27 protein-coding genes are annotated in these 24,343 nt (G+C 69.2%); 9 read left to right on the top strand and 18 right to left on the bottom strand.

The features are described 5' to 3' along the window. The first annotated feature begins 97 nt into the window (after nt 1-97). On the top strand, nt 98-970 hold the full coding sequence (locus tag ACIBN2_RS09340) for a LysR substrate-binding domain-containing protein (RefSeq protein ID WP_399133617.1): 873 nt from the start codon (nt 98-100) through the stop codon (nt 968-970). Here ACIBN2_RS09340 and ACIBN2_RS09335 read toward each other — a convergent pair. Next, nucleotides 967-1,947, bottom strand: a complete 981-nt coding sequence (locus ACIBN2_RS09335; RefSeq protein WP_399133616.1) for an Lrp/AsnC family transcriptional regulator — start codon at nt 1,945-1,947, stop codon at nt 967-969. The genes ACIBN2_RS09340 and ACIBN2_RS09335 overlap by 4 nt on opposite strands. A gap of 133 nt (nt 1,948-2,080) precedes the next feature. Between ACIBN2_RS09335 and ACIBN2_RS09330 the strand changes: the two genes are divergently transcribed. Together ACIBN2_RS09330 and ACIBN2_RS09325 are read left to right on the top strand one after the other, a co-directional pair. Then, entirely contained in the window at nt 2,081-3,580 is a 1,500-nt protein-coding gene (locus ACIBN2_RS09330) for an MFS transporter (protein ID WP_399133615.1), read from the top strand. Between the two features lie 250 nt (nt 3,581-3,830). Continuing rightward, complete coding sequence (locus tag ACIBN2_RS09325; protein ID WP_399133968.1) at nt 3,831-5,657, top strand: AMP-dependent synthetase/ligase; 1,827 nt, start codon at nt 3,831-3,833, stop codon at nt 5,655-5,657. A 7-nt stretch (nt 5,658-5,664) separates the two neighbouring features. Here the strand turns inward: ACIBN2_RS09325 and ACIBN2_RS09320 are convergent, their stop codons facing one another. From ACIBN2_RS09320 to ACIBN2_RS09285, 8 genes are read right to left on the bottom strand one after another with little or no spacing between them, the layout of a single operon-like run. After that, a complete protein-coding gene (locus tag ACIBN2_RS09320) occupies nt 5,665-7,698 on the bottom strand; it encodes a PQQ-dependent sugar dehydrogenase (protein ID WP_399133614.1) in 2,034 nt (677 codons plus the stop codon). Between the two features lie 11 nt (nt 7,699-7,709). After that, the gene (locus tag ACIBN2_RS09315; protein ID WP_399133613.1) at nt 7,710-12,224 is read right to left on the bottom strand and encodes a glycosyl hydrolase family 28 protein; all 4,515 of its coding nucleotides are present in this window, start codon (nt 12,222-12,224) and stop codon (nt 7,710-7,712) included. An 11-nt stretch (nt 12,225-12,235) separates the two neighbouring features. Continuing rightward, entirely contained in the window at nt 12,236-13,024 is a 789-nt protein-coding gene (locus tag ACIBN2_RS09310) for a Tat pathway signal sequence domain protein (RefSeq protein WP_399133612.1), read from the bottom strand. A 4-nt stretch (nt 13,025-13,028) separates the two neighbouring features. Further along, nucleotides 13,029-14,219 (bottom strand): glycoside hydrolase family 105 protein, encoded by a 1,191-nt coding sequence (locus ACIBN2_RS09305; protein WP_399133611.1) that lies wholly within the window; start codon nt 14,217-14,219, stop codon nt 13,029-13,031. Beyond that, on the bottom strand, nt 14,216-15,319 hold the full coding sequence (gene pqqE / locus ACIBN2_RS09300) for a pyrroloquinoline quinone biosynthesis protein PqqE (RefSeq protein WP_399133610.1): 1,104 nt from the start codon (nt 15,317-15,319) through the stop codon (nt 14,216-14,218). The genes ACIBN2_RS09305 and pqqE overlap by 4 nt, the downstream gene beginning before the upstream one ends. After that, nucleotides 15,316-15,570 carry a pyrroloquinoline quinone biosynthesis peptide chaperone PqqD gene (pqqD, locus tag ACIBN2_RS09295; protein WP_399133609.1) on the bottom strand — a complete coding sequence of 85 codons (255 nt, stop codon included), beginning with the start codon at nt 15,568-15,570 and terminating at the stop codon, nt 15,316-15,318. Before pqqD ends, pqqE begins: the two co-directional genes overlap by 4 nt. Continuing rightward, a complete protein-coding gene (pqqC, locus tag ACIBN2_RS09290) occupies nt 15,567-16,277 on the bottom strand; it encodes a pyrroloquinoline-quinone synthase PqqC (RefSeq protein WP_399133967.1) in 711 nt (236 codons plus the stop codon). The genes pqqD and pqqC overlap by 4 nt, the downstream gene beginning before the upstream one ends. Nucleotides 16,278-16,306: 29 nt before the next feature. Then, nucleotides 16,307-16,456 carry a pyrroloquinoline quinone precursor peptide PqqA gene (locus ACIBN2_RS09285; RefSeq protein WP_399133608.1) on the bottom strand — a complete coding sequence of 50 codons (150 nt, stop codon included), beginning with the start codon at nt 16,454-16,456 and terminating at the stop codon, nt 16,307-16,309. A 302-nt stretch (nt 16,457-16,758) separates the two neighbouring features. Here ACIBN2_RS09285 and ACIBN2_RS09280 point away from each other — a divergent pair, with 302 nt between their 5' ends. After that, nucleotides 16,759-17,595, top strand: a complete 837-nt coding sequence (locus ACIBN2_RS09280; RefSeq protein ID WP_399133607.1) for an aldo/keto reductase — start codon at nt 16,759-16,761, stop codon at nt 17,593-17,595. An 81-nt stretch (nt 17,596-17,676) separates the two neighbouring features. Here ACIBN2_RS09280 and ACIBN2_RS09275 read toward each other — a convergent pair whose 3' ends face one another. Further along, nucleotides 17,677-18,288, bottom strand: coding sequence for a hypothetical protein (locus ACIBN2_RS09275; protein ID WP_399133606.1), 612 nt, complete (start codon nt 18,286-18,288; stop codon nt 17,677-17,679). A 250-nt stretch (nt 18,289-18,538) separates the two neighbouring features. Between ACIBN2_RS09275 and ACIBN2_RS09270 the strand changes: the two genes are divergently transcribed. Together ACIBN2_RS09270 and ACIBN2_RS09265 are read left to right on the top strand one after the other, a co-directional pair. Next, complete coding sequence (locus ACIBN2_RS09270; RefSeq protein ID WP_399133605.1) at nt 18,539-19,234, top strand: glycoside hydrolase family 75 protein; 696 nt, start codon at nt 18,539-18,541, stop codon at nt 19,232-19,234. Nucleotides 19,235-19,943: 709 nt separating this feature from the next. Next, nucleotides 19,944-20,147, top strand: a complete 204-nt coding sequence (locus tag ACIBN2_RS09265; RefSeq protein WP_399133604.1) for a helix-turn-helix domain-containing protein — start codon at nt 19,944-19,946, stop codon at nt 20,145-20,147. A 167-nt stretch (nt 20,148-20,314) separates the two neighbouring features. On the opposite strand, the gene ACIBN2_RS09260 is transcribed toward ACIBN2_RS09265, so the two are convergent. Next, complete coding sequence (locus tag ACIBN2_RS09260; protein ID WP_399133603.1) at nt 20,315-20,548, bottom strand: hypothetical protein; 234 nt, start codon at nt 20,546-20,548, stop codon at nt 20,315-20,317. A 155-nt stretch (nt 20,549-20,703) separates the two neighbouring features. Here ACIBN2_RS09260 and ACIBN2_RS09255 point away from each other — a divergent pair, with 155 nt between their 5' ends. Both ACIBN2_RS09255 and ACIBN2_RS09250 read left to right on the top strand, forming a co-directional pair. Then, on the top strand, nt 20,704-20,946 hold the full coding sequence (locus ACIBN2_RS09255; protein WP_399133601.1) for a winged helix-turn-helix domain-containing protein: 243 nt from the start codon (nt 20,704-20,706) through the stop codon (nt 20,944-20,946). 34 nt (nt 20,947-20,980) lie between these two features. Beyond that, nucleotides 20,981-21,181 carry a hypothetical protein gene (locus tag ACIBN2_RS09250; protein ID WP_399133600.1) on the top strand — a complete coding sequence of 67 codons (201 nt, stop codon included), beginning with the start codon at nt 20,981-20,983 and terminating at the stop codon, nt 21,179-21,181. Here ACIBN2_RS09250 and ACIBN2_RS09245 read toward each other — a convergent pair. Further along, nucleotides 21,178-21,582 carry an HIT family protein gene (locus ACIBN2_RS09245; protein ID WP_399133599.1) on the bottom strand — a complete coding sequence of 135 codons (405 nt, stop codon included), beginning with the start codon at nt 21,580-21,582 and terminating at the stop codon, nt 21,178-21,180. The two genes, ACIBN2_RS09250 and ACIBN2_RS09245, sit on opposite strands and share 4 nt — an antisense overlap. 17 nt (nt 21,583-21,599) lie before the next feature. Between ACIBN2_RS09245 and ACIBN2_RS09240 the strand changes: the two genes are divergently transcribed. Then, entirely contained in the window at nt 21,600-21,827 is a 228-nt protein-coding gene (locus tag ACIBN2_RS09240) for a hypothetical protein (RefSeq protein ID WP_399133598.1), read from the top strand. Nucleotides 21,828-21,943: 116 nt separating this feature from the next. Here ACIBN2_RS09240 and ACIBN2_RS09235 read toward each other — a convergent pair whose 3' ends face one another. The 6 genes from ACIBN2_RS09235 to ACIBN2_RS09210 all read right to left on the bottom strand — a co-directional run bounded on the left by ACIBN2_RS09235 (nt 21,944) and on the right by ACIBN2_RS09210 (nt 24,227). Beyond that, nucleotides 21,944-22,237, bottom strand: a complete 294-nt coding sequence (locus tag ACIBN2_RS09235) for a hypothetical protein (RefSeq protein WP_399133597.1) — start codon at nt 22,235-22,237, stop codon at nt 21,944-21,946. A 36-nt stretch (nt 22,238-22,273) separates the two neighbouring features. Further along, nucleotides 22,274-22,480: a hypothetical protein gene (locus ACIBN2_RS09230; protein WP_399133596.1), complete on the bottom strand. Its 207-nt coding sequence runs from the start codon at nt 22,478-22,480 to the stop codon at nt 22,274-22,276. After that, nucleotides 22,464-22,826 carry a hypothetical protein gene (locus ACIBN2_RS09225; RefSeq protein ID WP_399133595.1) on the bottom strand — a complete coding sequence of 121 codons (363 nt, stop codon included), beginning with the start codon at nt 22,824-22,826 and terminating at the stop codon, nt 22,464-22,466. The genes ACIBN2_RS09230 and ACIBN2_RS09225 overlap by 17 nt, the downstream gene beginning before the upstream one ends. Before the next feature lie 18 nt (nt 22,827-22,844). Beyond that, on the bottom strand, nt 22,845-23,066 hold the full coding sequence (locus tag ACIBN2_RS09220; RefSeq protein WP_399133594.1) for a LexA family protein: 222 nt from the start codon (nt 23,064-23,066) through the stop codon (nt 22,845-22,847). Between the two features lie 154 nt (nt 23,067-23,220). Beyond that, nucleotides 23,221-23,652 (bottom strand): hypothetical protein, encoded by a 432-nt coding sequence (locus ACIBN2_RS09215; protein ID WP_399133593.1) that lies wholly within the window; start codon nt 23,650-23,652, stop codon nt 23,221-23,223. A 2-nt stretch (nt 23,653-23,654) separates the two neighbouring features. Further along, nucleotides 23,655-24,227, bottom strand: coding sequence for a recombinase family protein (locus ACIBN2_RS09210; protein WP_399133592.1), 573 nt, complete (start codon nt 24,225-24,227; stop codon nt 23,655-23,657). Between the last annotated feature and the right edge of the window lie 116 nt (nt 24,228-24,343).

Raw genomic sequence — 24,343 nt, 5'->3', positions numbered from 1 at the left:
GCCCCCGTTCATCGTCCTCCTCCGGAGGCTGATCGGGAATCCGTCATACCGCTCTGACTGTCATCGCGTTTCGTGATGAGCGGCTACCGTTGTCCTTATGTACGACCCCTCCCACCTGCGCACCTTCTTGGCGGTCGCCCAGACCCTGAGCTTCACCCAGGCCGCCCGGCGCCTCGGACTGCGCCAGTCGACGGTCAGCCAGCACGTACGGCGGCTCGAGGACGCGACCGGGCGGCAGCTGTTCTCCCGGGACACCCACTCCGTGGAGCTGACCGAGGACGGCGAGGCGATGCTCGGGTTCGCGCGGCGGATCCTCGAGGTGCAGGAGCAGGCGGCGGCGTTCTTCACGGGTACCCGGCTGCGCGGCCGGCTGCGCTTCGGCGCCTCGGAGGACTTCGTGCTGACCCGGCTGCCGGAGATCCTCGAGGGCTTCCGCCACGACCACCCCGAGGTGGACCTGGAGCTGACGGTCGAGCTTTCGGGCACGCTGCACGAGCAGCTGGCGGCCGGGAGGCTGGACCTGGTGCTGGCCAAGCGGCGGCCCGAGGACCGGCGCGGCGATCTGGTCTGGCACGACGAGCTGGTGTGGATCGGCGCGGAGCGGCTGCGCCTGGAGGCGGACCGCCCGGTGCCGCTGATCGTCTTCCCGCCGCCCGGCATCACGCGGGCCGTGGCCCTGGAGTCCCTGGAGCGCGAGGGCCGGCCCTGGCGCATCGCCTGCACCAGCGGCAGCCTGAGTGCACTGATCGCGGCGGCCCGCGCGGGCCTGGGCGTCATGGCCCACTCCCGCGGCCTGATCCCACCGGGCCTCGTGCGCCTCCCCGACCGGTTCGGCCTGCCCGAACTCGGCCGTGTCGACTTCGTCCTGCTCCACGGCCACCGCCACAGCACGGCCCAGGAGGCGGCGGACGCCCTTGCGGCGACGATCCTGGCGGGCGGGGACAGGCTGCAGCGCAGGCGGAGCGGTTAGCGGGGCCGAGGCCGGTACGTCAGCTGTTTCACCCGTCGCAGGAACGGCGTCGCCTCCACGTGCTGGACGCCCTCCAGCCGGCCGAGCGGCCCGCTGAGGTAGGCGTACAGCTCCGCGGTGTTCCGCAGCACCGCCGTGGCCGTGAGATTCGTGGGCCCCGCGGTGGCGGCCGCATGCGCGATCTGGTCGTGCGTGGCGAGCGCCTCGCCCACGGAGTGCAGTGCCGCCGGGGTCGTGGTGAGCCAGAGCGCCGCGGCCACCGGGTAGCCGATGGCCTCTGAGGGGTACTCCACGTCCAGGTAGACGGCGCCGGAGGCGAGCAGCGCGCCGAGGCGGCGCTTGACGGCGGACTCGGAGCGGCCGGTGGCGCGCTGGAGTTCGGGGTAGGTGGCGCGGCCGTCGCGCTCCAGGACCGCGAGCAGGGGCTCGTCCTCGGGGCCGATGCGGGCCGGGCCCGGGTCGGGAACGGGGTCCGGGGTGAGGGCCTCGATCTCGTCCGGGGTGAGGACCGCGAACTTGTGCAGCCAGCCGCTCGGGCCGCCGTAGAAGCGGTGCAGCAACTGGTGGGCGCGGATCTCCAGGACGCGCGGGGTGCGCGGCAGTTTGCCGAGCAGCAGGTCGTCGTGGTCGCCCGGGCTGCGCGGGCGGGTGCCGAGGATGATCTCGGTGCCGCCGGAGGCGAGGCCGACCCAGTTGGTGTCGGGCCGTTTGGCGAGCGCCTCCGCGATGGTCTGGGCGCTGTCCGGGACGCACCGCAGCCGCAGCGTCCACTGGTCCTGCCCGAGGGCGTCGGCGTCCCGTACAGCGACGACCCTGAGACCGCCCTCGGCGCACAGGCGCCGGTAGCGGCGCGCGACGGTCTGGTCGGAGACGCCGAGCACCGCGGCGAGCCTGCTGAAGGAGGCCCGGCCGTTGACCTCCAGCGCGTTCAGCAGCCGCAGGTCGAGTCGGTCGAAGACATCGGATTCCATCTCCATAACGGCCGCTCCCGTCGGATTCCGTCGGACCACGGCTCCGTACCACTGTGATCGGCCGCTCGATGCCCATCGTACGGAGAGACACGCATCCGGTGCACAACGCACCGAGGGGAACCGACGAGGAGTTGAGGACATGCGTACATGGGGGACGCTCACGGCCGTGTGCCTGGGCACGTTCATGCTGTTGCTGGACGTGACGATCGCGGTGGTCGCGCTGCCGGACATGGCCAGGTCGCTGGACGCGTCGCTGAGCGATCTGCAGTGGGTGATGGACGGGTACGCGCTGGCCCTGGCCGCGCTGCTGCTCGGTACAGGCGCCGCGGCCGACATCCTGGGGCGGCGGCGGGTGCACGTCGTGGGCGTGGTGGTGTTCGCGGGCGCCTCGCTGCTGTGCGGCCTCGCGAGCGGGCCGGGCATGCTGGTCGCCTCGCGCGCGGTGCAGGGTCTCGGCGCGGCGGCGATGTTCGCCACCACGCTGCCGCTGCTCGGCTCCGTCTACCAGGGCAGGCGGCGGTCCGTGGCGCTCGGCGTGTGGGGCGCGGTCAGCGGCGCGGCGGCCGCGGTGGGCCCGGTGGTCGGCGGTCTGCTGACCGACGGGCCGGGCTGGCGGTGGATCTTCTACGTCAATCTGCCGGTGAGCGTGGCCACGGTGTGGCTGACGCTGAAGGTGGTGCCTGAGTCGCACGGCTTGCGCGAGCGGCACGTGGACTGGGCGGGCACGGTGACGTTCGCCGCGTTCGCGGGGGCGCTGACGTACGGGGCGGTACGGGCCGGGCAGCACGGCTGGGGCGAGACGGGCACCCTGCTCACCTTCGCGGCCGCCGTGGTGGCGCTGGTGGGCTTCCTCGCGGTCGAGCGGCGCGGCAGCGACCCGCTGCTGGACCCCCGGCTGTTCCTCAAGCCCGCGTTCTCGGGCGTCATGGTGGGCGCGCTCGCCTTCAACGCGGCGGCGTTCAGCCTCATGGCGTACGACTCGATCTGGCTCCAGACGCTGCTCGGGATGAGCCCGGTGCGCGGCGGGCTGGTCTTCCTGTGGCTGTCGCTGTCGTCGTTCGTGGTGGCGGCGGCGGGCGGGCGGCTGCTGCACGGGGTGCCGGCGCGGATCACCGTCGGCGGCGGGCTGCTGCTGATCGGCACGGGCCAGTTCTGCATGACCGGGCTGGACGCGGGCTCGACGGCGTCCGCGCTGGTGCCGGGGCTGATCCTGGTGGGCGTGGGCACGGGTCTGGTCTCGCCCGGGATCGCGGGCGCCGCGCTGGCAGCCGTACCGCCGGAGCGGTCCGGGATGGCGGGCGGCGCCGTGAACACGTTCCGGCAGCTCGGGTACGCGCTCGGCATCGCGGTCTACGGCACGGCGGTGACCTCGCGGATGAGCGACACGCTGCCGCACGACGCGGCCCACGCGCTGGCGGGTGGTGCGGCCGGTGCGCTGCGGGGATCTTTCCCCGAGCACACGTTGCGAGCGGCGTTCGCGTCGGGTCTGAACACCGCCGCGGTGGTGGCCGGACTCACCGCGACGATCGCCGGGGCACTGGTCGTGACACTGGTCCGGACGCCCCGCGCCGACCGGACCGGAGTGACGAATTCCGCCCCCGGTACGCTGACGGAGGAGACGGTTTCACCGCGCCGGTGAGGTCGTTGACCAGGGGTCAAGGGCGGTAGTTCACTCGTACAGATTCGGTGGAGATTGCGGAACCGAAACTTACTCAACCGTCAGTTTTCTGTCCGACCCTTCCGGATGTGAGCGCATTTTCCGGCAGCTGACCAGGCTGAGGCTGAGGGTTGTTCGCTTTTGACCCCCCTCCCGCCCTGTCTCAGGGTGGGGTAGCTTTCACGGCGCTTGCCTAGTACTCGATACAGCGCTGAGGGAGCGGGGAGTGGGTTTGCGCGAGTTCACCAGCCCTGCGTTGACGCTGGCACCGACAGTGGGCGGTCTGGCCGACGTGGTGTTCGAGCGTGCCCAGAAGGACCCGCTGCACATCTCGCTCGGCCGCAAGGACGACGGCGCACAGTGGCGCGACGTGACCGCGGCCGAGTTCCGGGACGAGGTACTGGCCCTCGCCAAGGGGCTGCTCGCCCGGGGCATCCGGTTCGGCGACCGCGTCGCGATCATGTCCCGTACCCGCTACGAGTGGACCCTGTTCGATTTCGCACTGTGGACGATCGGCGCCCAGGTGGTGCCGATCTACCCCACGTCGTCGGCCGAGCAGTGCTTCTGGATGCTCTACGACGCCGAGTGCACGGCCGCGATCGTGGAGCACGAGGACCACGCGATGACGATCGCCACCGTCATCGACCGGCTTCCGCAGCTCCACCAGCTCTGGCAGCTCGACAACGATTGCCTGCACGAGCTCTACGACGCCGGCGCCCACCTCGACGACGACCTGGTGCACCGCCACCGGCAGGCGATCACCCCGGACTCGGTCGCGACGATCATCTACACCTCGGGCACCACGGGCCGCCCGAAGGGCTGTGTGATCACCCACGGCAGCTTCATGTACGAGTCGGACACCGTCATCGAGCGCTGGGAGCCGGTGTTCCACACCAAGAAGGGCGACGAGGCGTCGACCCTGCTCTTCCTCCCGCTCGCGCACGTCTTCGGACGCATGGTGGAGGTCGCCACCATCCGCGGCGGGGTGCGCCTCGGCCACCAGCCGCAGCTCAACGCGGCCGCCCTGCTGCCCGACCTGCAGGCGTTCCGGCCGACGTTCATCCTCGCGGTGCCGTACATCTTCGAGAAGGTCTTCAACGCCTCCCGCCGCAAGGCCGAGAAGGAAGGCAAGTCCGGGCCCTTCGAGAAGGCCGTCGACATCGCCGTGAAGTACGCGGACGCCGTCGAGGCGAAGGCCTGGGGCATCGGACCCGGCCCCTCGGCCGGTCTGCGCGTGCAGCACCAGCTCTTCGACAAGCTCGTCTACTCCAAGGTGCGGGCCGCGATGGGCGGCCGGATCCGCAACGCCATGTCGGGCGGCTCCGGGATGGACCGCAGGCTCGGCCTGTTCTTCGCGGGCGCGGGCGTGCAGGTCTACGAGGGCTACGGCCTCACCGAGTCGACGGCGGCCGCGACCGCGAACCCGCCCGAGCGCACCCGCTACGGCACCGTCGGCCAGCCCATCCCGGGCGTCACCGTGCACATCGCGGACGACGGCGAGATCTGGCTGCACGGCCCGAACGTCTTCTCGGGCTACCTCAACAACCAGAAGGCCACCGACGAGACCCTGCACGACGGCTGGCTCGGCACCGGCGACCTGGGCTCCCTGGACGAGGACGGCTACCTCACCATCACCGGCCGCAAGAAGGAGATCCTCGTGACCTCCGGCGGCAAGAGCGTCTCGCCCGGCGTGCTGGAGGAGCGGGTCCGCGACCATCCGCTGGTCAACCAGTGCATCGTCGTCGGCAACGACCGCCCCTACATCGCCGCTCTGGTCACGCTCGACCAGGAGGCCGTCGAGCACTGGCTGCAGATGCGCGGCAAGCCGCAGATGGCCCCCGCCCAGCTGGTTCGCGACGCCGACCTGGAGACGGAGGTGCGGCGTGCGGTGGTCGCCGCCAACACCCTCGTCTCCCAGGCCGAGTCGATCCGCACCTTCCGGATACTGGCCCAGCCGTTCACCGAGGAACACGGTCTGCTGACCCCGTCCCTGAAGCTGAAGCGGAAGGCCATCGAGAACGCCTACGCCAACGAGGTCGAGGCCCTGTACCAGGCCTGACGGCCCGTCAGCCGATGGTCACCCGGAAGATCTTGTCCGAGCCGTCCGGCTGGTTGCCGTTGTTGTCGCAGTTGGTGGTCGACAGCCACAGCTGGTCGGCGCCCGGCACCTTCGTCACGGTCCGCAGCCGCCCGTAGGTGCCCACGTAGTACGCGGTCGGCGTGCCCACGCTCTCGTTGTCACCGTTGATCGGGATGCGCCACAGCCGCTCGCCGCGCAGGGACGCCATGTAGACGACGTTGCGCACGATGGCGATGCCGCTGGGCGAGGCCTCGTCGACGTTCCAGGTGGCCTTCGGGTTGGTCATGCCGGAGACGCTGCAGTTGCCCTCGCACGTGGGCCAGCCGTAGTTGGCGCCCGGCTTGATGAGGTTCAGCTCGTCCTTGGAGCTGTTGCCGAACTCCGCCTCCCACAGCCGACCGTTGCGGTCGAAGGCGAGGCCCTGCGGGTTGCGGTGGCCGAGGCTGTAGACGTAGTTGCCGAACGGGTTGCCCGGGGCCGGCCTGCCGTCCGTGGTCATGCGCAGGATCTTGCCGTTGAGGGAGTTCTTGTCCTGCGCCAGATCCGGCGTCTGGGCCTCGCCGGTGGAGACGTACAGATAGCCGTCGGGGCCGAAGGCGAGGCGGCCGCCGTTGTGGTAGCGGTTCTTCTTGATGCCCTGGAGCAGCACCTTGTATTCGCTCAGCCCGGTCCCGTCGTACGTCATGCGCACCACGCGGTTGCCCTCGGAGGCGGTGTGCATGAAGTAGACGTAGTGGTTCGTCTCCCACTTCGGGTCGACGGCGACACCGAGCAGGCCGCCCTCACCGTTGGTGGTGACGGCGTTCGGGACGGTTCCCACCTGGGTCCTGGCGCCGTCCTTGGTCACCTTCCAGACCCGGAAGTCGTCCCGTTCGGTGACCAGCGCGGTCCTGCCGTCGGGCATCCAGCCGGTGCCCCACGGGACGGTCCAGCCCGGCGACAGTGTGGCGACGGAGGACGGGACGCCGCCGTCGGTGGCGCAGGACTTGGTGGTGAAGGTGACGGTGTTGCTCTCGGGCGAGACATTGCCCGCGGCGTCGCGGGCGACCACGTTCAGCGCGTACGGGCTGTTGCAGGCGAGCCCGGTGAGCGTGGTGGAGGTGCCGCCGGTGACGGTCTTGTAGACCGTGCTGCCGCTGCGCACGTCGTAGGCGACGACCGCCCGGTCGTCCGTGGCGGCGCCCCAGGTCAAGTCGGCGCTGTTCGCGCTGACTTCGGCGGCGGACAGAGTGCCCGGCCTGGTCGGCGGGGTGGTGTCGGAGCTGGGCCTGGTGGTGCAGTCGACGACGGGGCTGGCCGAGGAGGTGTTGCCGGCGGCGTCGCGGGCGATGACGGTCAGGTTGTAGGTGGTGTTCGGCGTGAGGCCGGTGAGCGCCTTGCTGGTCGAACTGCCCGGCACCTCACCGATCTTGTTGCCGTGCTCGTAGAGGTCGTACGCCGCGACGCCCACGTCGTCCGTCGAGGCGCCCCACGCCAGGGTGAGCCCGTCCTCGCCGACGTCGGAGCAGCTGGGCTGCCCGGGGCGGGTCGGGGCCTGGGTGTCACCCCCCGCGGTACCGACGCCGATGCGGTCCAGGTTGGGGCCGCCGACGGCGGTCGTGGCGGTCGCACGGATCTTGTCGGAGCCCGCCTTGAGCGGGACGTCGACGGTCTTGGTGGTCCAGGTGTTCCAGTCGGCGGTGGCCGGGAAGGACACGCCGGAGGCGACGACCGTGCCGCCGACGGAGATGTCCATGGGCCGGTCGGCGGCGGTCCCGTTGGCGAACCGGAAGGTCACCGCCGCGGTGCCCGCGGCGGCCGCGTTCACCGTGAACTCCACATAGGAACCCTTGACGTTGGTGTAGTCGACGAAGCCGGTGCCGGTGTACCCGGTGTGGTTGGTGGCCACGGTGCCCTGCGAGATGGCGGCGTCCTCCGCCTGGTAGTCGGTGGCGGCGGCAGCGCTCCCCTGGCCCAGGCCCACGAGGGGCAGGGCGAGGGCCGCGGCCACGCCGTACGGCAGAACTCTTCTGAGATTCACGTGTGTTCCCCTCAGCTCTGGGACGAAGCTGTGACCGGCCGCACCCTGATCAGCCGTGTCTCTCCCGGCCGCAGGCTTGCGCTGTATGTGTTTGCGACGGTGCCTTTGTGTGCGCCGGACCACAGGTCCGTGACGTCGCCGGAGCCGGTGAAGCCGGCCTGCGACCAGTTCAGGCTCACCGTGGAGCTGCCGGAGGTCCCGGTGTTGAACAGCGCGATCACGTAGTCGCCGTTGCTCTCACGTTTGCTCCAGACCTGCTTGACGCCGCTGTCCACGATCCGTTGCGCCGCCACGCCGTCCTGGTCGACTCCGATCAGCCGGTCGTTGGTGAGCATCGCCTTGTCGACGGAGTCGAGTTGGGTGAGGTCGGTGCCGAGCAGCAGCGGCGAGGCGGCCATCGCCCACAGGGTGAAGTGGGAACGCCGCTGGTCCGCGGTCAGGCCCGCCCGGTCGCCGTTGCCGATCTCCAGCGAGTCCAGGTCGTTCCAGCCGCCGGGGCCCGCGTACGCCCGCCAGGAGGCGGCCGAGTCGAACCGCTTGGCCACATGGGACCAGTCGGTGAGGGGATAGCCGCTGCCGTTGGCGCCGGATCCGCAGTAGCACTCGACGTCGCCCTGAGTACGCCAGCTGTTGGCCAGCTTGCGCCAGTTGACGGCGTCGGCGATCGGCAGGTTGTTGGAGAGCGCGAAGTTGACGGGCCGTCCGCTCGCCCGCAGCGCCGTGTCCCAGGCCCGGACGTCGTCGATGTCCTGGCTGCCCACGCCGTCGATCTTCAGGTAGTCGACTCCCCAGGAGGCGAACTGCCGCGCCCACGAGTTCACGAACTCCTGCGCGCCCGGCTTGGAGTAGTCGAGGTAGTACATGTTCTTGCAGTTGTAGTTCTTCTCGGTCTTCGAGGTGTCCACGATGTCCTTGGCGTGGTAAGGGGTCCCTTCGATCGGGGTGTTCCTCGTGACGGCGCTCTTCGCGATACCGGGCGTCACGTAGAAACCGAACTTCAGGCCCTTGGAGTGGACGTGGTCCGCGACCGCCTTGATGCCGTCCGGGAACTTCGCCGGGTCGGGGGTCCAGCGGCCGTACTTGTCGACGACGAAGCCGTCGGAGTCGCACTTCTGCCAGAAGTCGTCGAGGTTGACGTAGCCGAAGCCGTGGTCCTTCAGGCCGCTCGACGCGAGCGCGTCCGCCTGGGCCTCGATCTTCGCCGCAGTCGGCCACCGGCGCACGAAGCTCCAGCTGCTCCAGCCCATGGCGGGACGCAGCGACTGCCCGTTGTCGGACATGGGGGCGAAGGCCGCCGGTGTGGCGTACGACGTGCCGATCCATGCTTCGTCGATCCGCAGCCGCTTGTAGCGTGTGGAATCGCTGGAGGCGGCCCAGGTGCTGTCGACCTCCAGGCGGACGTAGCGGGCGTTCGCGGCCGTGAGGTCGATGCCCTGCATGCCGCGGCGGCTGGGGAGTTGTGCGGTCCTGACCGGACTCCCCCAGGTCGAGCCGTCGTTGCTCAGATACACCTTGTAGTCCTTGACCCGCGCCGACTGCTCGGTGGCCGAGCGGGCGTAGGCGACGGAGTCCTCGCGCTGGTTGAGCCCGATGTACTGGACCCTCTTCGCCGAGCCGAGGTCGAAGGTGAGGTTCACCGGCAGTGTCTTGTCGTTGTCCCAGTAGGTGCGGTAGTCACCATCGGCCGCCGACTGCCCGGCGTGTCCGCCTGCGGAGGCACTCGCGGTCGCCTTGACGCCGCTGAGAACGCCCTGGCGGCCGGCGGTGGTGACCTTGAAGACGGTGTCGTACGGGTCCCAGTCGCCGAGGCCGGTCAGGGTCAGTACGCCGCCCGACTGCGACCATGAAACCGCCGTGCCCGTACGGAGGTTCGTGACCGAGGCGATGCGGTAGCCGTTGTCGCGGATGCGCAGGGTGGTGGTGCTGGGCGGGGTCAGGACGTGGATGTACTGCCGGTTCGGGTCGTCCTTGGCGACCGTCGTCACGCCGTGGGCACCGTCGTTCCAGAAGCCGGGCTTGAGGCCGCCGTACATGTAGCCGCCGCCCTCGGTGCCGTGCAGGGACTCCCAGATCGGGTCGAGGTAGGAGGCGGCGAAGGTGTTGAAGGCGGCCTGGTTGGCCGGGAACCTGCCGTTGACCTGGGCGGTCTCGGCCATCAGGGCCTTCACCGAGGAGCCCGCGTTGGTGACCAGCCGGCCGAGGGTGAGCTTCCTGTCGACGGACGGGTCGGAACCGTCGTACCACCAGGCGCCGGTGGAGGGCAGCTTGAAGTCGGCCTCGGTCAGGCGGGGTTGGGCGGTGTAGACGGCCTGCGGGTAGTCGTAGGCCGGCGTCATCCCCGTCTTCTGCTCATTGCTGATCATGTCCATGATCGGCGTGTCTTCGTTGTTGTTGCTGAGCGTGTAGTCGGGGCGCTTCTGGTAGATCTGCCGGTAGAGGTCGTGGCTCTCCCAGTAGGCGTTGTCGTTGTCGATCCAGAAGCCGCCGAGGTCGGGATAGCGGTCCATGACCTCGAAGAAGTTGTCGTAGCTGAACTGCCCGAAGCCGTCGCGGGTGGTCAGGTCGACGTCCTTGCCCTTGTAGGCGGAGTAGGCGGCCGAGTCGAGCCATTCGTGGCCGCCCTCGTCGTGCCACTGAGGGTCGTCGGTCATGTAGAGGATGACCTTCATGCCCTTGGCCTTGGCAGCGGTGATCAGCTCGCCGAGGAAGTCCCGCTTGGTGGAACAGGATCCGGGGATCTTCGACGGCCAGGGGCGGGCGTAGCCGAGGCGGCTGTGGAAGGAGGCGAGGACCAGGTACTGGGTGTGCAGCTTCCGCGCCTCGTTCACCCAGTAGTCCGGGGTCCAGCCGCCGTCCGTGGCGTCCTTCTCCCAGGCGGAGCAACTGGTGTGGGCGGGAGCGGTGCGCAGACCCCAGTGAAGGAACAGGCCGCCGACGGAGTTGCGGAGGAAGTCCTGGCGGGGGTTCTCCAGGTCGAGCGGTTTCGCCGCCGTACCGCAGTCCTGGCCGCCCGAGACCCGCAGCGCGCCGCCGGACGTGTTGTGACTGTCCGTCAGACAGCCGCCGGTGGTGTCCTGGAAGCCCACGTCGAAGGGCGAATTGCCACCCTTCTGCGCCGTGAAGCGAGTGAGGCGGATGTCGCTCGCGGCATTCGCGAGGAGCGCCGGGCGGCCGTCGTCGACGGCGAACTTGACGGAACTGTCGGTGAATTGGACGTCGTCGGCGTTGTGGAGGTACCAGCCGTAGGACGGGCGGGTGCCGATCGCCTTCGGGTTGTAGTCGTTCGGGTCGTTGCTCGGCACACCGGTGGACAGGGTGCCGTTGCCGCCCGGGACCGTGATGTCGACGTTGTTGAAGGTGACGCCCTTGATCCGGTGACCGTTCTCGCCCCACAGGGTCGGGCTGAAGGACGGGCTGCTGCCGGTGGCCGTGATGTTGTCGTACGTGATGCCGCTGATCGACCCGACACCGGGACGGTTGCCGCACCGCTTCCTGGTGCCGATCTTCTGCATGATCGGCGAGTGGACGTTCGTCATCGTGATGTCGCGGTAGTGGACGTCGGAGATCTTCGCGCCGTCCATGGTCACCATGCCGAGTCCGGACTTGTCGGCGCCCTCGATGCGGATGTTCTCGAAGCGGTAGTCCGAGAAGTCGCCGCAGGTCTCGGAGCCGAACATCAGGGCGTTGCAGCACCTCGCCGACAGATGCGAACCGCTCACCCGCACGTGGCCGTTGGTGAGCTTGGCGCCCAGGGCGTAGTCGCTCTTGAAGACGAGCGCGTCGTCGTTCGCCCTGATGTCGGCGTTCGTGACCGTGACGTTCGTCGTGGAGATGATGTTCCAGCCGTCGCGGTCGCTCGCGGTGTCGATGGTGAGACGGTCCGAGGTGACGTTCGTGCAGCCGTTGATCAGTGCGGCGAAGTGACCGCCCCGGCGGAGGGTGAGCCCGTCGCCGATCCGCAGTCCGTCGCAGCGTGTCAGCGAGATGATCTTGTCGGCCTCGCCGGACCTGGGGTTGCCCGTGATCAGGTTGCCCATGCCGTCGATGACGCCCTGCCCGGTGAAGCCGATGTCGGTCAGCCGGTCGCCATAGATCATCGCGTCGTGGAAGTGGCTGTGCCCGTAGTCCTGGTAGGCGTCCCACGGGTTGGGCTCGGCCTTGTCGTAGGTGTCGGCGTTCGAGCCTTGGAGCGTGGCGCCCTTGTCGAGCTGGAGCGTCACGTGGCTCTTCATGTGGATGGTGTTCCTGGACCTGTAGTCGCCGGCCGGGAAGCGGACGATGCCGCCACCGTCGGCCGAACTCGCCGCGGTGATGGCCTTGTTGACAGCAGGGGTGTCGTTGGCGGAGCCGTCGCCCTTGGCTCCGTAGGCGCGTACGTCGAAGACGGCGGCGGTGAGTCGGGGGGTGGTGGGTGCGCCGGTGCGCGGGGCCGCGAGCGCGGCGGGATGGGCCAGTCCGAGGACGACGGCAAGGACGAAGAACACGATCGCCGCCGTCCCCGTCCGCTGTGCGGTGGGGGGTCTCATGGGCCGGCCTCTCAGACGAGTTGGTAGCCGCGGAGGTTGGTGAGCAGGAGATAGGTGTCCTGCAGGGACCCGGAGGTGTCGCCGAGGGAGCGGTAGATGCCCCACTTCGGGCGCACGCGGTCGGCCAGGAAGGTGTCGACGCCGGTCTTCGACCTGTCGACGACGGTCGCACCGCCGGACTTCAGGATCCAGCGGACCGAGCCCGCCGAGCCGTTGCCGACCTTGATCTGGAAGTCGACGTCGGTCCACTTGTCGTGCAGCGGGTCGAGGTCGGCGCGGCCGACGAGGGTGCCCTCGACGGGCAGTTGCAGCTCGATGGTCCGCTTGCCGTTCACCCGGCGCAGCGACTGCACGACGATCGGGGACGTGCCGCTGCCGGGCTGCTTCATCTGCATGATGTGGGTGAAGGTGGTGGTCGCCTTCAGCGAGCTCGGGATGTACATCGAGTACGTGAGCCGCCAGGTCTGGCCCTCGGTCCACTTGAGGTAGTTGCCGCCGCTGCCGTTGCGCAGACCGGTGGCCTCCTGGCGCTGGCGGTCGGTGGAGGTGTCGCGGTCCACCCTGTGCATGGTGAAGCGCCAGTTGTCGCCGGTGGCGAAGATGTGCGGATGTCCGGCGGGGTGCGAGTCGGCTCGGTCGTCCTCGACAGTCTCGAAGGCGCCGAGGCCGTCACGGGACGCGGACGGGGCCCACTTCTGCTGCCAGGAGGCCGCGTGGGCGGTGGCGGCCGGCAGACCGACCGCGGCTCCCGCGGCGCCGCCGAGCGTGGCGCCCAGCAGCGCCCTTCTGGATGTGTTCATGACACTAATCACCTCGCAGCTGTTCGTTCATGATCAGGAAGGCGCCCAGACCGTGGAAGTCGTCCGTGGCCCGGGTGCGGGCGACGTAGTACGCGTAGTCGCCGACGTTCGTGCCGACCGAGATGCCGGCCAGGTGTGTCCGGCCGTCGGGGCCGAGTGAGATCTTCGCCAGCACGCCCTGGTAACCGCGGCGGGCCACGGCGGCGTAGTGCGGGTCGAGATAGCCCCGCCGGACTCCGCGCGCGAGGGCGTAGGTGAACATGCTGGAGCAGGACGTCTCGGTCCAGTCGTCGCTCCGGCCGCCCTTGTCCATCACCTGGAACCAGCGTCCGGTCACCGGGTCCTGGTACTTCTCCAGGCCACTGGCCAACTTGCGGAAGTCAGACAGGAGTTGGGGGCGGCGGGACTGGTCCGCGGGGACGGCGTCGAGGACGTCGACGATCGCCATCGCGTACCAGCCGACCGCGCGGCACCAGTGCTCGGGCGCGAGGCCGGTCTGCGGGTCGGCCCAACTCGCCGTCCGGGACTCGTCGTAGGCGTGCTTGAGCAGTCCGTTCGCGGCCTGGAGATGGCTGCCGTAGACGGAGAGCTGTCTCGCCGCCTCGTCGTCGGTGTACGCGCTGTCGCCGAACTCCTTGCCGTACTCGACGAGGAACGGGTTCACCATGTAGACGCCGTCCGCCCAGAGCTGGTGCGCGCGACTGGAGTTGTCCGCGTGCCAGAAGCCGCCGTCGCTCGTGCGCGGATAGGTGTTCAGGCGGTCGCGGATCTTCTGCGCGGCCTTGCGGTAGCGGTCCTGCCCCGTCTCGTGGTGCAGGATCACCAGCAGCCGGCCGGCCTGCATGCTGTCCAGGCTGCTGAAGGACTGGTCGATGGAGCCGTCGCTCTTCACGAAGCGGTCGACGTACTGCTTGATGTAGGTGAGGTAGCGGGCGTCGTGGGTGCGCTCGTACGTGAGGTACTGGCCGTAGAGGTAGAGGCCGACGGGGTAGGACCAGCCGCCGATCGTGTTCGGCGTCCAGCGGGCCATGGTGGAGTCGACGACGGCCACGGACCAGTCGGTGGCGGCCGTCGGGCGGTGCGCAACCGCGGTCGTGGCAGCGGCCGTCGGGGGTGCGGCGGCCGGCAGTGCGGCAAGGGTGGCGGTGACGGCGGCGAGGGCCGTCAGTGTCGTCCGCAGACGTCCCGGTCTCATGTTCCTCCCTCTCGGTGGGCCTCTCGCTGGGCCTCTCGGTAGGCGTACGCGGGCTCTACGCGCGGCCCTTGCACCAGGTCGCGTACGAGGTGGTGGTCGGGGGCGTGCCGGCAGGCCGGGTCGGTGCGGGCGGCGTCGCCGGTGAGCGCGTACGCCTGGCAGCGGCAACCGCCGTGGTCGGTGGTGCGCAGGGCGCAGCTTCGGCAGGGTTCGGGCATCCAGGACTCGCCGCGGTAGGCGTTGAACGCCTTCGACTCCCGCCAGATCAGGCCGAGTTCGTGGTCGCGCACGTTCGGCTGGTCGAGGCCCGGGAGGACGGCCGCGGCCGGGCACGGCAGGACCGTGCCGTCCGGGGCGACGGTGAGCGAGACCCTGCCCCAGCCGCCCATGCAGGGTTTCGCGGTCTCCTCCATCCAGTCCGCGGCCACCCACACCAACTCCAGCGCACCATTGAGGAGTTGACGTCTGCGAATCACTGTCGCGCGAGCCCGCTCGACCTGTTCACGGGTGGGCAGCAACGCCGCGCGGTTGCGCAGTGCCCAGCCGTGGAACTGCGTGTGCGCCAGCTCGATGCGGTCGGCGCCCCATCGCAGGCCGAGGCCGATCAGTTCGTCCAGGGCGTCGAGGTTGGCGCGGTGCAGCACGATGTTGAGGCCGAGGGGGAGACCGGCGGCCCGTATGAGCCGGGCGGCGCGCTCCTTGGCCGCGAAGGAGCGGGTGCCCGCGATGCGCTCGGCGGCGCGGGGGTCGGCGTGCTGCACCGAGAGCTGGACGCTGCGCAGTCCGGCCGCGGCGAGTTGGGTCATGCGCCGCTCGCCCAGGCCGACGCCGCTGGTGACGAGCTGGGTGTAGAGGCCCGCGGAATCGGCCGCCGCGACGATCTGGGGCAGGTCGCGCCGGAGCAGGGGTTCGCCGCCGGACAGGTGCGTCTGCACGACGCCGAGGCCGGCGGCCTGACGGAATACCCCGGACCACTGCTCGGCGTCCAACTCCTTCGACCGACCGACCAGTTCGAGGGGGTTGGAGCAGTACCCGCAGCGCAGCGGACAGCTGTGGGTGAGCTCGGCGAGCAAGGCCCAGGGGGCCTCCACGGTCGTCATGCGAGCCAGCCCTCCTTTCGCAACACGGCGAGGAACGCCGGGACTTCGGCGGCGACGGGCGCGCCCGGGTGTCGCTCGCCGAGTTCGGTGACGATGTCCTCCACCGCGCGAGTGCCGTCGCAGAGGCGGACCACCTGCCCGCCGCTGCCGTGCAGGACGACCACCCGCTCGGGGAGCAGCAGCAGGTCGGCGTCGCGCACACGGTCGTGGCGCAGGACGATGCCGCGCCGGAGAACGGGACGCCAGCTCACGGGTCGCCTCCCTGCACCGCGTCCAGCAGCGACCACAGCACGTCGCACTTGAACTCCAGGGCGGCGACCGCGCGTTGGTGCTCCTCGGGAGCCCGGGCCAGGTCGAGGACCAGGGCGAGGGCCTCGGCACCGTCCCGGCCGCCCTGGTCGACACGGGTTCGGAAGTAGCCGAGTCCGTCCGCTTCGATCCAGCGGTAGTGGCGCTCGAAGGCGGCGATGCGGGTGCGCATCAGCCCGGGGGCGGACAGCTCCGTCAGCGAGGCGGCGATCGCGTCCAGGGCCGGACGCAGCCGGCAGAAGTTGACGTATCCGTCGACCGCGAGGCGCACGCCGGGCAGCACGAGGGAGCCGCCCCACAGCTCGTCGCGGCGCAGCCCCGCCGCCTCGCCGAGCCGCAGCCAGCGCTCGATCCCGCCCTCGCCGTCGGCCGTGCCGTCGTGGTCCTGGATGCGGCGCAGCCAGGATCTGCGCAGCTCGGGCCGGTCCAGCTTGGCGAGGATCAGAGCGTCCTTGACGGGGATGTGGCGCTGGTAGTGGAAGCGGTTGGCGATCCAGAGGCGTAGCTCCGCCGGGCTCAGCTCGCCGCGGTGCATGCGCCGGTTGAAGGGGTGGCGGTCGTGGTAGCGCGCCGCGGCGACGGCGCGCAGCCGCTCGGCGAGACGGGCTCTCGCCCGGGCGGCGGCGCCGTCGGCCCGGAGGGGTGTCACGGTCACGGGTGTGCTCGCCACGGGGCCGGTCAGCGGTCGCCGAGGGCGTAGGCGGTCACTTCGAGCGCGGTCTCCACGACCACATGACCCGGGGTTTGCCAGACCTTTTCATCCGATGTCTCGTCCGGCTCCTGGAGGGACCGTTCCGCCTGAAGGGCGCACGGGAGCGTCTCATTCATGGGGGTGTACCTGCTTTCCTGAGAGGTGGGGGATCTCAGATGCCCAGACAGGGCGCAAGATGTTCACATGCATGCACCGGGTTCACGAACTCGTTCGGTGACGCGATCCAGAGTTGCGGGAGGAGAGGCCGCGGTCAATGGTCCGGACCGAAGACGTCGGATGCATTTCCGGCCAATCACGGGCGCCCGTCACTGACTCACCGGTCAGTTCCGGCGGATTTCCCTGTCAGGAATGCATCACGGCCCGTGATCGTTGACGATGGGGAGTACCACCTGACGACAACCGTAAGGATCAAGAGCTCGTGAGCAGCAAGGTCCCCCCGATCATCCTCAACAACGGCATCGAGATGCCCCAGCTGGGCTTCGGCGTCTGGCAGGTGCCGGACGACGAGGCGGAGCGGGCGGTCGCCACCGCGCTGGAGGCCGGGTACCGCAGCATCGACACAGCGGCGATCTACGGCAACGAGGAGGGCACCGGGCGGGCGATCGCCGCAGCCGGCGTCCCCCGCGAGGACATCTTCGTCACCACCAAGCTCTGGAACGGCGACCAGGGGTACGACTCGACCCTACGCGCCTTCGACACGTCGCTGCAGAAGCTCGGCCTGGACCACGTCGACCTGTACCTGATCCACTGGCCGACCCCGGCGCGGGACAAGTACGTCGACAGCTACAAGGCGTTCGAGAAGCTGCACGCCGACGGCCGCGTCCGCGCGATCGGCGTCTCCAACTTCGAGCCGGAGCACCTGCGCCGGCTGATCGACGAGACCTCGGTCGTCCCGGCGGTCGACCAGATCGAGCTGCACCCGCACCTCCAGCAGCGCGCCGCCCGCGAGTTCCACGCCGAGCAGGGCATCGCCACCGAGGCCTGGTCGCCGCTCGGCTCGGGCAAGGGCCTGCTGGAGGTCCCGGCGATCGTCGCCATCGCCCGGAAGCACGGCCGCACCCCGGCCCAGGTCGTCCTGCGCTGGCACCTCCAGCTCGGCAACGTCGTGATCCCCAAGTCCGTGACGCCGTCGCGGATCAAGGAGAACATCGAGGTCTTCGACTTCAGCCTGGACGCCGAGGACCTGGCGGCCATCAGCGCACTGGACGAGGACCGGCGCCTGGGCCCCGACCCGTCCACCTTCAACGCCGCCTGACACCGGCCCGGACGAGCCTCCGCCCCGCCGCGCGACCTTTGCGCGGCGGGGCGGACGCGTTCTCCGCCGGGGCCTCCCGCGTCACCCGCCCCGTACGTCCGTCAAGACGATCTCGAACTCCTCCAGCGAGGTCACGCTGACGTGCGCCTTGGCCGCGCCCTCGTGCCGGACCGCCGCGTGGGCTCCACGGGAGGCCGCGAGGGAGGCGCCGTCGGTGAACAGCGCGCCGACCATGCCGCGGCCGCGCTCCCGGTCGACGAACAGGGACGTCCTGGCCAGCCCGGCCAGGGTTTCGAGCCCGGGGGCCACCGACGCGCGGAAGGTCTCGGCGAGCAGACCGGCGTCCATGGGGTCGAACTCCAGCCTGCTGAGCCGCAGTCCGCCGCCCATCTCGGGCCGGCGGACCTGGTGGAAGACCACTGCCTCGTAGTTCTCGACCAGGGTCGTCGCGGCGAACGGCTCCAGCATCGCCCCGCGCCGCTCCCGCATGACCTCGTCGCTGTTGCGCCGGGCCTCCTCTGACGTCCACCAGCTGACCGCCAGCAGCTTGCCGAGTGTCCGGTCCACGAAGATGCCCGAGCCCCGGTAGCCGGGACGGTCCTCCAGCAGGTCCCGCCCCTGCGCGTTCAGTGCCCTGACGGCCGCGTCGATCTTCGAGGGGTCGCCGGTCGAGTACACGGTCCGAACAAACATGACGCCTCGCCTCCCAGCGTCCGGCGGTATCCGGATGGTGCGACATCATCAGTCTTCTCCTGCCGACAGGGCGCCGCAATTGCGGTTCCGCGCGGAAGCCGCTCCCCCGCCGCGAGCTGCCGGTTCACCCTTCTGACCCCAAGGGCCCCTTCACAAGGCTCTGTTCACGGACTTGACGCGAGCATGCTCCTGGGTCCACCTTGTACGGCAACCCGGTCAGGAAACTTTCCTAACAGAAGGGTCCCCCACAGTGCGCATACGAACACTGACCCTCGCCGCGGCCTCCGGGGCCGCCCTGCTCGCCGCCGGCGTGCTCCCCGCGAACGCCTCCGGCTCCTCGGGACCGGCGTCCACCCAGGAGGGCTCGGTCAGCGCGGCCGACCTGCTCGCCAAGGTGACGTCCTGCTCCCAGATCTCCAACGGCAAGTACAAGACCGACGACGAGACGTCGGCCACGATTCCCGTGTGCGGCAAGAACGGCGCCGTGTTCTGGAAGGCCGACATGGACGTGGACTGCGACGGCCAGCGCACCTCGAAGTGCAACGAGAACACCGACCCCTGGTACCAGGACGACACGGCCTTCCATCAGTCCAACGGCAGCCCGCTGAAGGCGGATTCACTGCCGTACGTCGTCGTGCCCAGCTCCAGCAGCATCTGGAACTACTCCGGCGCCGGCATCAAGGGCGGCGGCGTCGTCGCGGTGATCTACAACAACAAGGTCGAGTACGCCGTCGTGGGCGACACCGGCCCCACGAAGATCATCGGTGAGGCCTCCTACGCCACCGCCAACGCCCTCGGCATCGACCCCGACCCGGAGACCGGCGGCACCGACTCCGGGGTGACCTACATCCTGTTCAAGAACTCGAAGGTCTCTCCCATCGAGAGCCACAGCGCGGCCGTCACACTGGGCGACAAGCTGGCCAAGCAGTTCCTGCAGAACAACTAGGCTGATCGAATCGGTACGTCGCCACCTGCTCAAACGATCGACTGGAGTGGCTCTACCTGCTACTTTCCAGGCAGCGGGTTGACATCAGATGCCATGGATTGCCACGCACAGTCATGATCGTTTCCCACTCGTTTCCCAGTGGCAGACTATCCCTGGGGCGAGTGCTACAAAAACGCCGGACCCGGCACCCCTTGCGCGCCCTCGGAGGCGAATTCGGGAGCCGGGTCCGGCTTTCTGCAACGAGTGTCCCATGCCGCCACTGGCGGACACCGGCACTCGCTCGGCCGGCCCGACGCACGCGCCGGCCGGTCGTGAGATCCAGCGCGCGACCACCGATGGGGGGTAGGGGCCCGCGCTGAACCCCTCGACGCCGAGACGCAGGGTCTTGGCGCCGAAGTCTGCTGCTAAGTCGTAGCCACGTTCACAGATCTAGTACCTCGGCTCACCGCGCCGACGCCCCCATTCACTCGATCGGACGAACAGATGTTCGAAAGTGGACAGTACCTGTGGCCCTGCGGCGCACGCCAGTCCGCAGGGCTGCCATTGGGGGGTGGCAGGTTGTGCACTAGTTCTACGGCGGCGGGCGGCCCGTCCGTCGCACGGAATCAATCTTGATCTATCGGCGACCATTTGGGTACTGACACAAGATCACCGGCGCCGAAGCGTTTGACGGGTGCCAGCCCGCCGTAATCCTCGACCCGACTGGGTCATGCAGCGCCGAGAGCGACTCGGCCACCGCATCGCCGACTTACGGCGGCGAGCCGAGCTCTCACAGGAGGAGCTGGCCCATCTCGCCGGCATGGAGCGTCGGTCGATCCAGCGCTACGAGAATGCGCAGCGGGATCCGCAGTACTCGGACCTTCTGCTGATCGCGCATGCTCTTCGAGTGCACGTCACCGACCTCCTTAACTGACGCCTGGGGTAGCACACGACAGCGTCCAGGGCGCGCTCTTGACTGAACGTCAACGTGCTCCACACGGTAACCCGCATACACGTGCCGCATGCATATATCCGTGAAAAGAGTTTGCACAAAGTGTGGATGCGTAACCCTCCGTGCATGCTGTGGCCAGCGGCCGACGGTCAGCCGGCCTCGCCGTGCAGCTGCCGGAATGCCTCGCCGTCCGCTTCCCTGTACGCGCCGTACAGCTCTTCGGCGCGCTCGCACTTTCCGCCGTCGCGGCTGCGGCACAGGGAGCAGTGGGTGGCGTGGTCGACGTAGGCGCCCCAGGCTTCCTGGACGGGGCTGAGGGTGGCGCGGCCGGTTATCGGCGGGTGGCTTCCCGGCTCGGGCGGCTGGTCTCTACCCTCTGTCATGGCGGCGCTCCGGTGGGTGTCGTCCACGCCCCCGGCCGCTACCACGGTGCGGGGGCACCTGTGAAATTGCACGATACCCCTGCGGGATAGGCGGTATAGGCCGTATAGGGCGTCTCGTCTCGCCTGTCGGGCTAAGCCCACCTAGCGTCTCGATCATGAGATGGGAGCCGGAAATTCCGCGGTGGCGGCAGGTCTACGCCGTGATGACGGAACGGATCGACGACGGCACCTACCCGCCCGACGAACGGCTCCCGTCGGCGATGGCGATCTGCGACGAGTTCGGGATCAGCCAGGTGACTGCTAAGCGCGTGTTGACGGAGCTCCGCGCGGCCGGGCTCGCCTACATGCAGCCGGGCATCGGCACGTTCGTGAGCCCGCTGCCTGAGCCTTCCTCGTAGCCCGCTGACACACCCCGCCGATAAGATCTAAGCCATGCCCCCCACGCCTTCTGAGCGTCCCCCACTGCGCTCTGCCGACGAGCTGAACGCGGCGATCCGCGCGTTCTGGATTGACGGGCGCGGGCATCCCACGGTGGGGCTCACGCCCGACCAGCGGGCGGAGTATCAGCGGCTGCTCGCCGCTCTGGAGGCACTGCGGGCCGTGGAACGCGGGGGCGTGACGACGGCGGCCTAGTGCTTGGCGAGCTTGCCACCTCGTCCGCTGTACCAGGGCAGGGCGAGTCCGTCGTTCTCTGACCGCGGCACCAGGTGCAAGTGCAGATGGAACACCGACTGCGTGGCCACTCGGCCGCGAGACGTGATGATATTGCACCACTGTGATGCAGCAAGCTCCGCCGCCCGTCGCATGGTTGCAGCACTGACCTCAGGGTCGTGGCCCACGTCAGCAACGTGAGTCTTGGGGATCACGAGGAGGTGACCGTCGACGACCGGGTTGAGTGGCACGATCGCGAGCGCGTCATCCCACTCGTGGAAGATCTCTGCGGGTGCGCGTCCAGCGACGATCTCACAGAAGGGGCAGTCGTAAAGCGGCATGGCTTCCGGCATTCGAGGCTCCACGATGTAGGGCGGAGCCATCAGCATAGGATCCCCGGGTGGCACACACCTTCGAAGATCTCGTGCAGCTTGAGCGGGCTGCGGTCGATGCGCACGCCGCCCTCACCACCGCCGACGACCCGGATGCAGCCCGGCGGGCCGCAGTCGACGCCTCCGCCGCCTTCCAAGCCGCCGTGACCGTGTACGCGGAGGCGGAAGGCGAGTCGCGGGTCGACGTCGAGATGCGGGTGAAGAAGGCCGTGCGGCACGGGGAGACGGCGGGCTGACAGCAGTACGCCCCGGCCGGGCGCTGTTCCGGACGGGGCGTCAAGCTCACGCAGCCAGCATGGGCTTGTGTTGCGATCAACTGTACGAGGCGGGGCCGACAATGCAGGGCTGACTGCTAGCTGAGGTCGTCGCCCATGGGATACGGCCCGCGCCGACTCTCGAAGACGAACTGGTCGACGGGTAGGCCGATCGCCCGAAGGTCGCCCGGTTCGCCTACCACTCGGTCGGTCGTGTCGTAGAGGCCGACCTGCTTGGTCTCCCAACCCGTGGGCTCGCCGTCAAGGTCAACCTGCTCAAGGCGTGCCATGGTCGCGGTCTCCGCCGTCTCGCCGCAGTCGGGGTCATAGCCGGTCACGCGGAACACCATGGCGACGTAGGAGCCGACTGGCGGCTTGATCGGGTTCGTCATCTGGGCCTCCTCATCCGATGTCAGCATCGCAGACCGCTACGCCTCGTCGGGCCACTCCGCGAGCGTCGTCCCGGTGTCCTCGTCGACGAGGGTGATGCGCACGCCGTCCCCACCCCAGTCGCCCACCCAGCGCCGGAACTTCGTCCGGGCCGTGGCCTCGCTCCCCCACCAGCCGTGCGCGACCGGGCGGCCGTCGGCGGCGAGGAGGAGGTGGAAACGGCGCGGGTCAGGGTCGGTGTTCACCGGCTCCGTACACGACCGTCCTGGGGGCGCCGAATTCCAGCACCCTGCGGGCCGTGGTCTCGCACTCCTCCACGGACGGAACCTCGTTCGGGTCTACCGCGCCACGGAACCGGTGCCCACACGGCAGCCAGCGGAACCGCAACACCGGCTCATAGACGTCGAACTTCGGATCCTCCACCCGGTAGTCGATGCGCTCCGGCTCGACGTCACAGGCCGGGCAAGGCGGCAGAGGCGGGGCAGGCTGGTGGCGCAGGATCGTCCCGAGCCCCTGGGCGGCCCGCTCGTTGAACTGGCGGCGCAAGTCTGCAACCTGCTGGCTGGTGAGTTGCTGGACGTCGTCGGTCATGCGCTCAGGATCGCACGGTCACGTGAGCCGGATCCCGCGCGGTGTCCCGGGCTGGCGCACGATCGCGTACTTCGCCTCCAGCTCCCCCAGCTGATAGTGCACGGCGCTCACGCTACGGCCGAGCTCGGCGGCCAGCTCCGCCACCGTGGGCGCCACCCCATCCTCGGCGATATGCCGGCGGATGACGGCGAGGATGCGCTCCTGGGTGTCGGTCAGGTAGTCGACCTTGTAGCGGGCCATGACGCCAGTAGAGCGCGTGTTCGAATTATGGGGCAAGCGGGAAGCCCGCCGCGACGGGGGGACGCGACGGGCCTGAACGCAGTGTGGCACGGGGTAGCCTGACGCAGCGGCGCCCCGCCCACTTTCCCTGGGCGGGGCGCCGTGCTTGGTTCAGCTACCGGTTCGACCGCTCTTCGTAGGCGGCGCGGAACGGCTTCTCGTGCTCACGCACCGCGTCGGCGATCCGGTTGGCGAGTCCGGCGCCCACGAGTCCCCGGAAGGATGGGTTCTCGGCTTCGTCGTGCTCCATCCAGACGGTGACTGCCTCGCACTTCAGGCACGGGGCATCGTTGCCGTAGCCGAATGTGAGGGTCGCGGAGATGCGGCGGCCATCGGGGTGCGGCTCGATGTTGATGTGGTAAGTGCGGGTGTGACTGTCGCCGTGGTCGGGGTCGTTGAACTCGGCGTATCCGGTCATGTAGTCGTCGGCTGGCGGGCGGACGAGGTCGTCTCGGTCGTGGTCGAAGGGGAAGAGTTCGAAGCCGATGCCGGCTGCTTCGAGGGCAGTGGCCGTTTCGAGGATGGCGTGGGCTTGGCGGAGGCGCATGGTCACTTCTCCCTGTCGAGGTACCGGTAGATGGTGGTGCGGGCGACGCCGAGCTGGTCGGCGATGTCCTGCACGGTGTGCTTGCGCTTGCCGTCATCGCCGAGCTCGTCGTACATCTCCCGTGCAAGTTGGACTTGGCGCGGCTTGAGTGCGGCCTTCCTGCCGCCCTTCCGCCCGCGAGCCCGGGCGGCTTCCAGTCCTTCCTTCGTGCGCTCGACCATCAGGCTGTGCTCGAACTCGGCGATGGCTCCGATGATCTGGAAGAACATGCGGCCTGCCGGGGTGCTGGTGTCGATGCCCTGATCCAGGACCACGAGTCCGATGCCCTTGGCGCGCATCTGCTCCGACAGCTCGATCAGGTTCTTCAGTGAGCGGCCGAGGCGGTCGAGTTTGGTGATGACGAACTGGTCTCCCTCGCGAGCGACCAGGAGCGCCTTCTCCAGTTCGGGCCGGGAGGCGAGCTTGCCTGACGCCTTGTCGACGAAGACCTGCTCGCAACCTGCCGCCCTAAGCGCGTCCTCCTGCGCTTCCGGGTGTTGGTCGCGGGTGGAGACCCGCGCATATCCGATCCTCATGAAGGCAACGTATCACAATGGGGGGTTAGTACAACATAGATAAGGACATGAGTTTGCGTCACATCGGTACTGCGGAAACGGCGTTGACCCGAGCAGTGACGACAGACGTTCGTTTG

The organism is Streptomyces sp. NPDC050534, assembly GCF_044457745.1.
Taxonomy (GTDB): Bacteria; Actinomycetota; Actinomycetes; order Streptomycetales; family Streptomycetaceae; genus Streptomyces.
This window is presented reverse-complemented; position numbering and strand designations above follow the sequence as displayed.

Bases quoted from the DNA above. Each gene is read 5' to 3' on its own strand.
- ACIBN2_RS09210 (WP_399133592.1), bottom strand. From the start codon at position 24,227: ATGAGGATCGGATATGCGCGGGTCTCCACCCGCGACCAACACCCGGAA.
- ACIBN2_RS09245 (WP_399133599.1), bottom strand. From the start codon at position 21,582: ATGGCTCCGCCCTACATCGTGGAGCCTCGAATGCCGGAAGCCATGCCG.
- ACIBN2_RS09215 (WP_399133593.1), bottom strand. From the start codon at position 23,652: ATGCGCCTCCGCCAAGCCCACGCCATCCTCGAAACGGCCACTGCCCTC.
- ACIBN2_RS09340 (WP_399133617.1), top strand. From the start codon at position 98: ATGTACGACCCCTCCCACCTGCGCACCTTCTTGGCGGTCGCCCAGACC.
- ACIBN2_RS09330 (WP_399133615.1), top strand. From the start codon at position 2,081: ATGCGTACATGGGGGACGCTCACGGCCGTGTGCCTGGGCACGTTCATG.
- ACIBN2_RS09220 (WP_399133594.1), bottom strand. From the start codon at position 23,066: ATGGCCCGCTACAAGGTCGACTACCTGACCGACACCCAGGAGCGCATC.
- ACIBN2_RS09225 (WP_399133595.1), bottom strand. From the start codon at position 22,826: ATGACCGACGACGTCCAGCAACTCACCAGCCAGCAGGTTGCAGACTTG.
- pqqE (WP_399133610.1), bottom strand. From the start codon at position 15,319: ATGACGACCGTGGAGGCCCCCTGGGCCTTGCTCGCCGAGCTCACCCAC.
- ACIBN2_RS09285 (WP_399133608.1), bottom strand. From the start codon at position 16,456: ATGAATGAGACGCTCCCGTGCGCCCTTCAGGCGGAACGGTCCCTCCAG.
- ACIBN2_RS09265 (WP_399133604.1), top strand. From the start codon at position 19,944: ATGCAGCGCCGAGAGCGACTCGGCCACCGCATCGCCGACTTACGGCGG.
- ACIBN2_RS09335 (WP_399133616.1), bottom strand. From the start codon at position 1,947: ATGGAGATGGAATCCGATGTCTTCGACCGACTCGACCTGCGGCTGCTG.
- ACIBN2_RS09305 (WP_399133611.1), bottom strand. From the start codon at position 14,219: ATGAGACCGGGACGTCTGCGGACGACACTGACGGCCCTCGCCGCCGTC.
- ACIBN2_RS09255 (WP_399133601.1), top strand. From the start codon at position 20,704: ATGAGATGGGAGCCGGAAATTCCGCGGTGGCGGCAGGTCTACGCCGTG.
- ACIBN2_RS09235 (WP_399133597.1), bottom strand. From the start codon at position 22,237: ATGACGAACCCGATCAAGCCGCCAGTCGGCTCCTACGTCGCCATGGTG.
- ACIBN2_RS09250 (WP_399133600.1), top strand. From the start codon at position 20,981: ATGCCCCCCACGCCTTCTGAGCGTCCCCCACTGCGCTCTGCCGACGAG.
- ACIBN2_RS09260 (WP_399133603.1), bottom strand. From the start codon at position 20,548: ATGACAGAGGGTAGAGACCAGCCGCCCGAGCCGGGAAGCCACCCGCCG.
- ACIBN2_RS09275 (WP_399133606.1), bottom strand. From the start codon at position 18,288: ATGTTTGTTCGGACCGTGTACTCGACCGGCGACCCCTCGAAGATCGAC.
- ACIBN2_RS09315 (WP_399133613.1), bottom strand. From the start codon at position 12,224: ATGAGACCCCCCACCGCACAGCGGACGGGGACGGCGGCGATCGTGTTC.
- ACIBN2_RS09310 (WP_399133612.1), bottom strand. From the start codon at position 13,024: ATGAACACATCCAGAAGGGCGCTGCTGGGCGCCACGCTCGGCGGCGCC.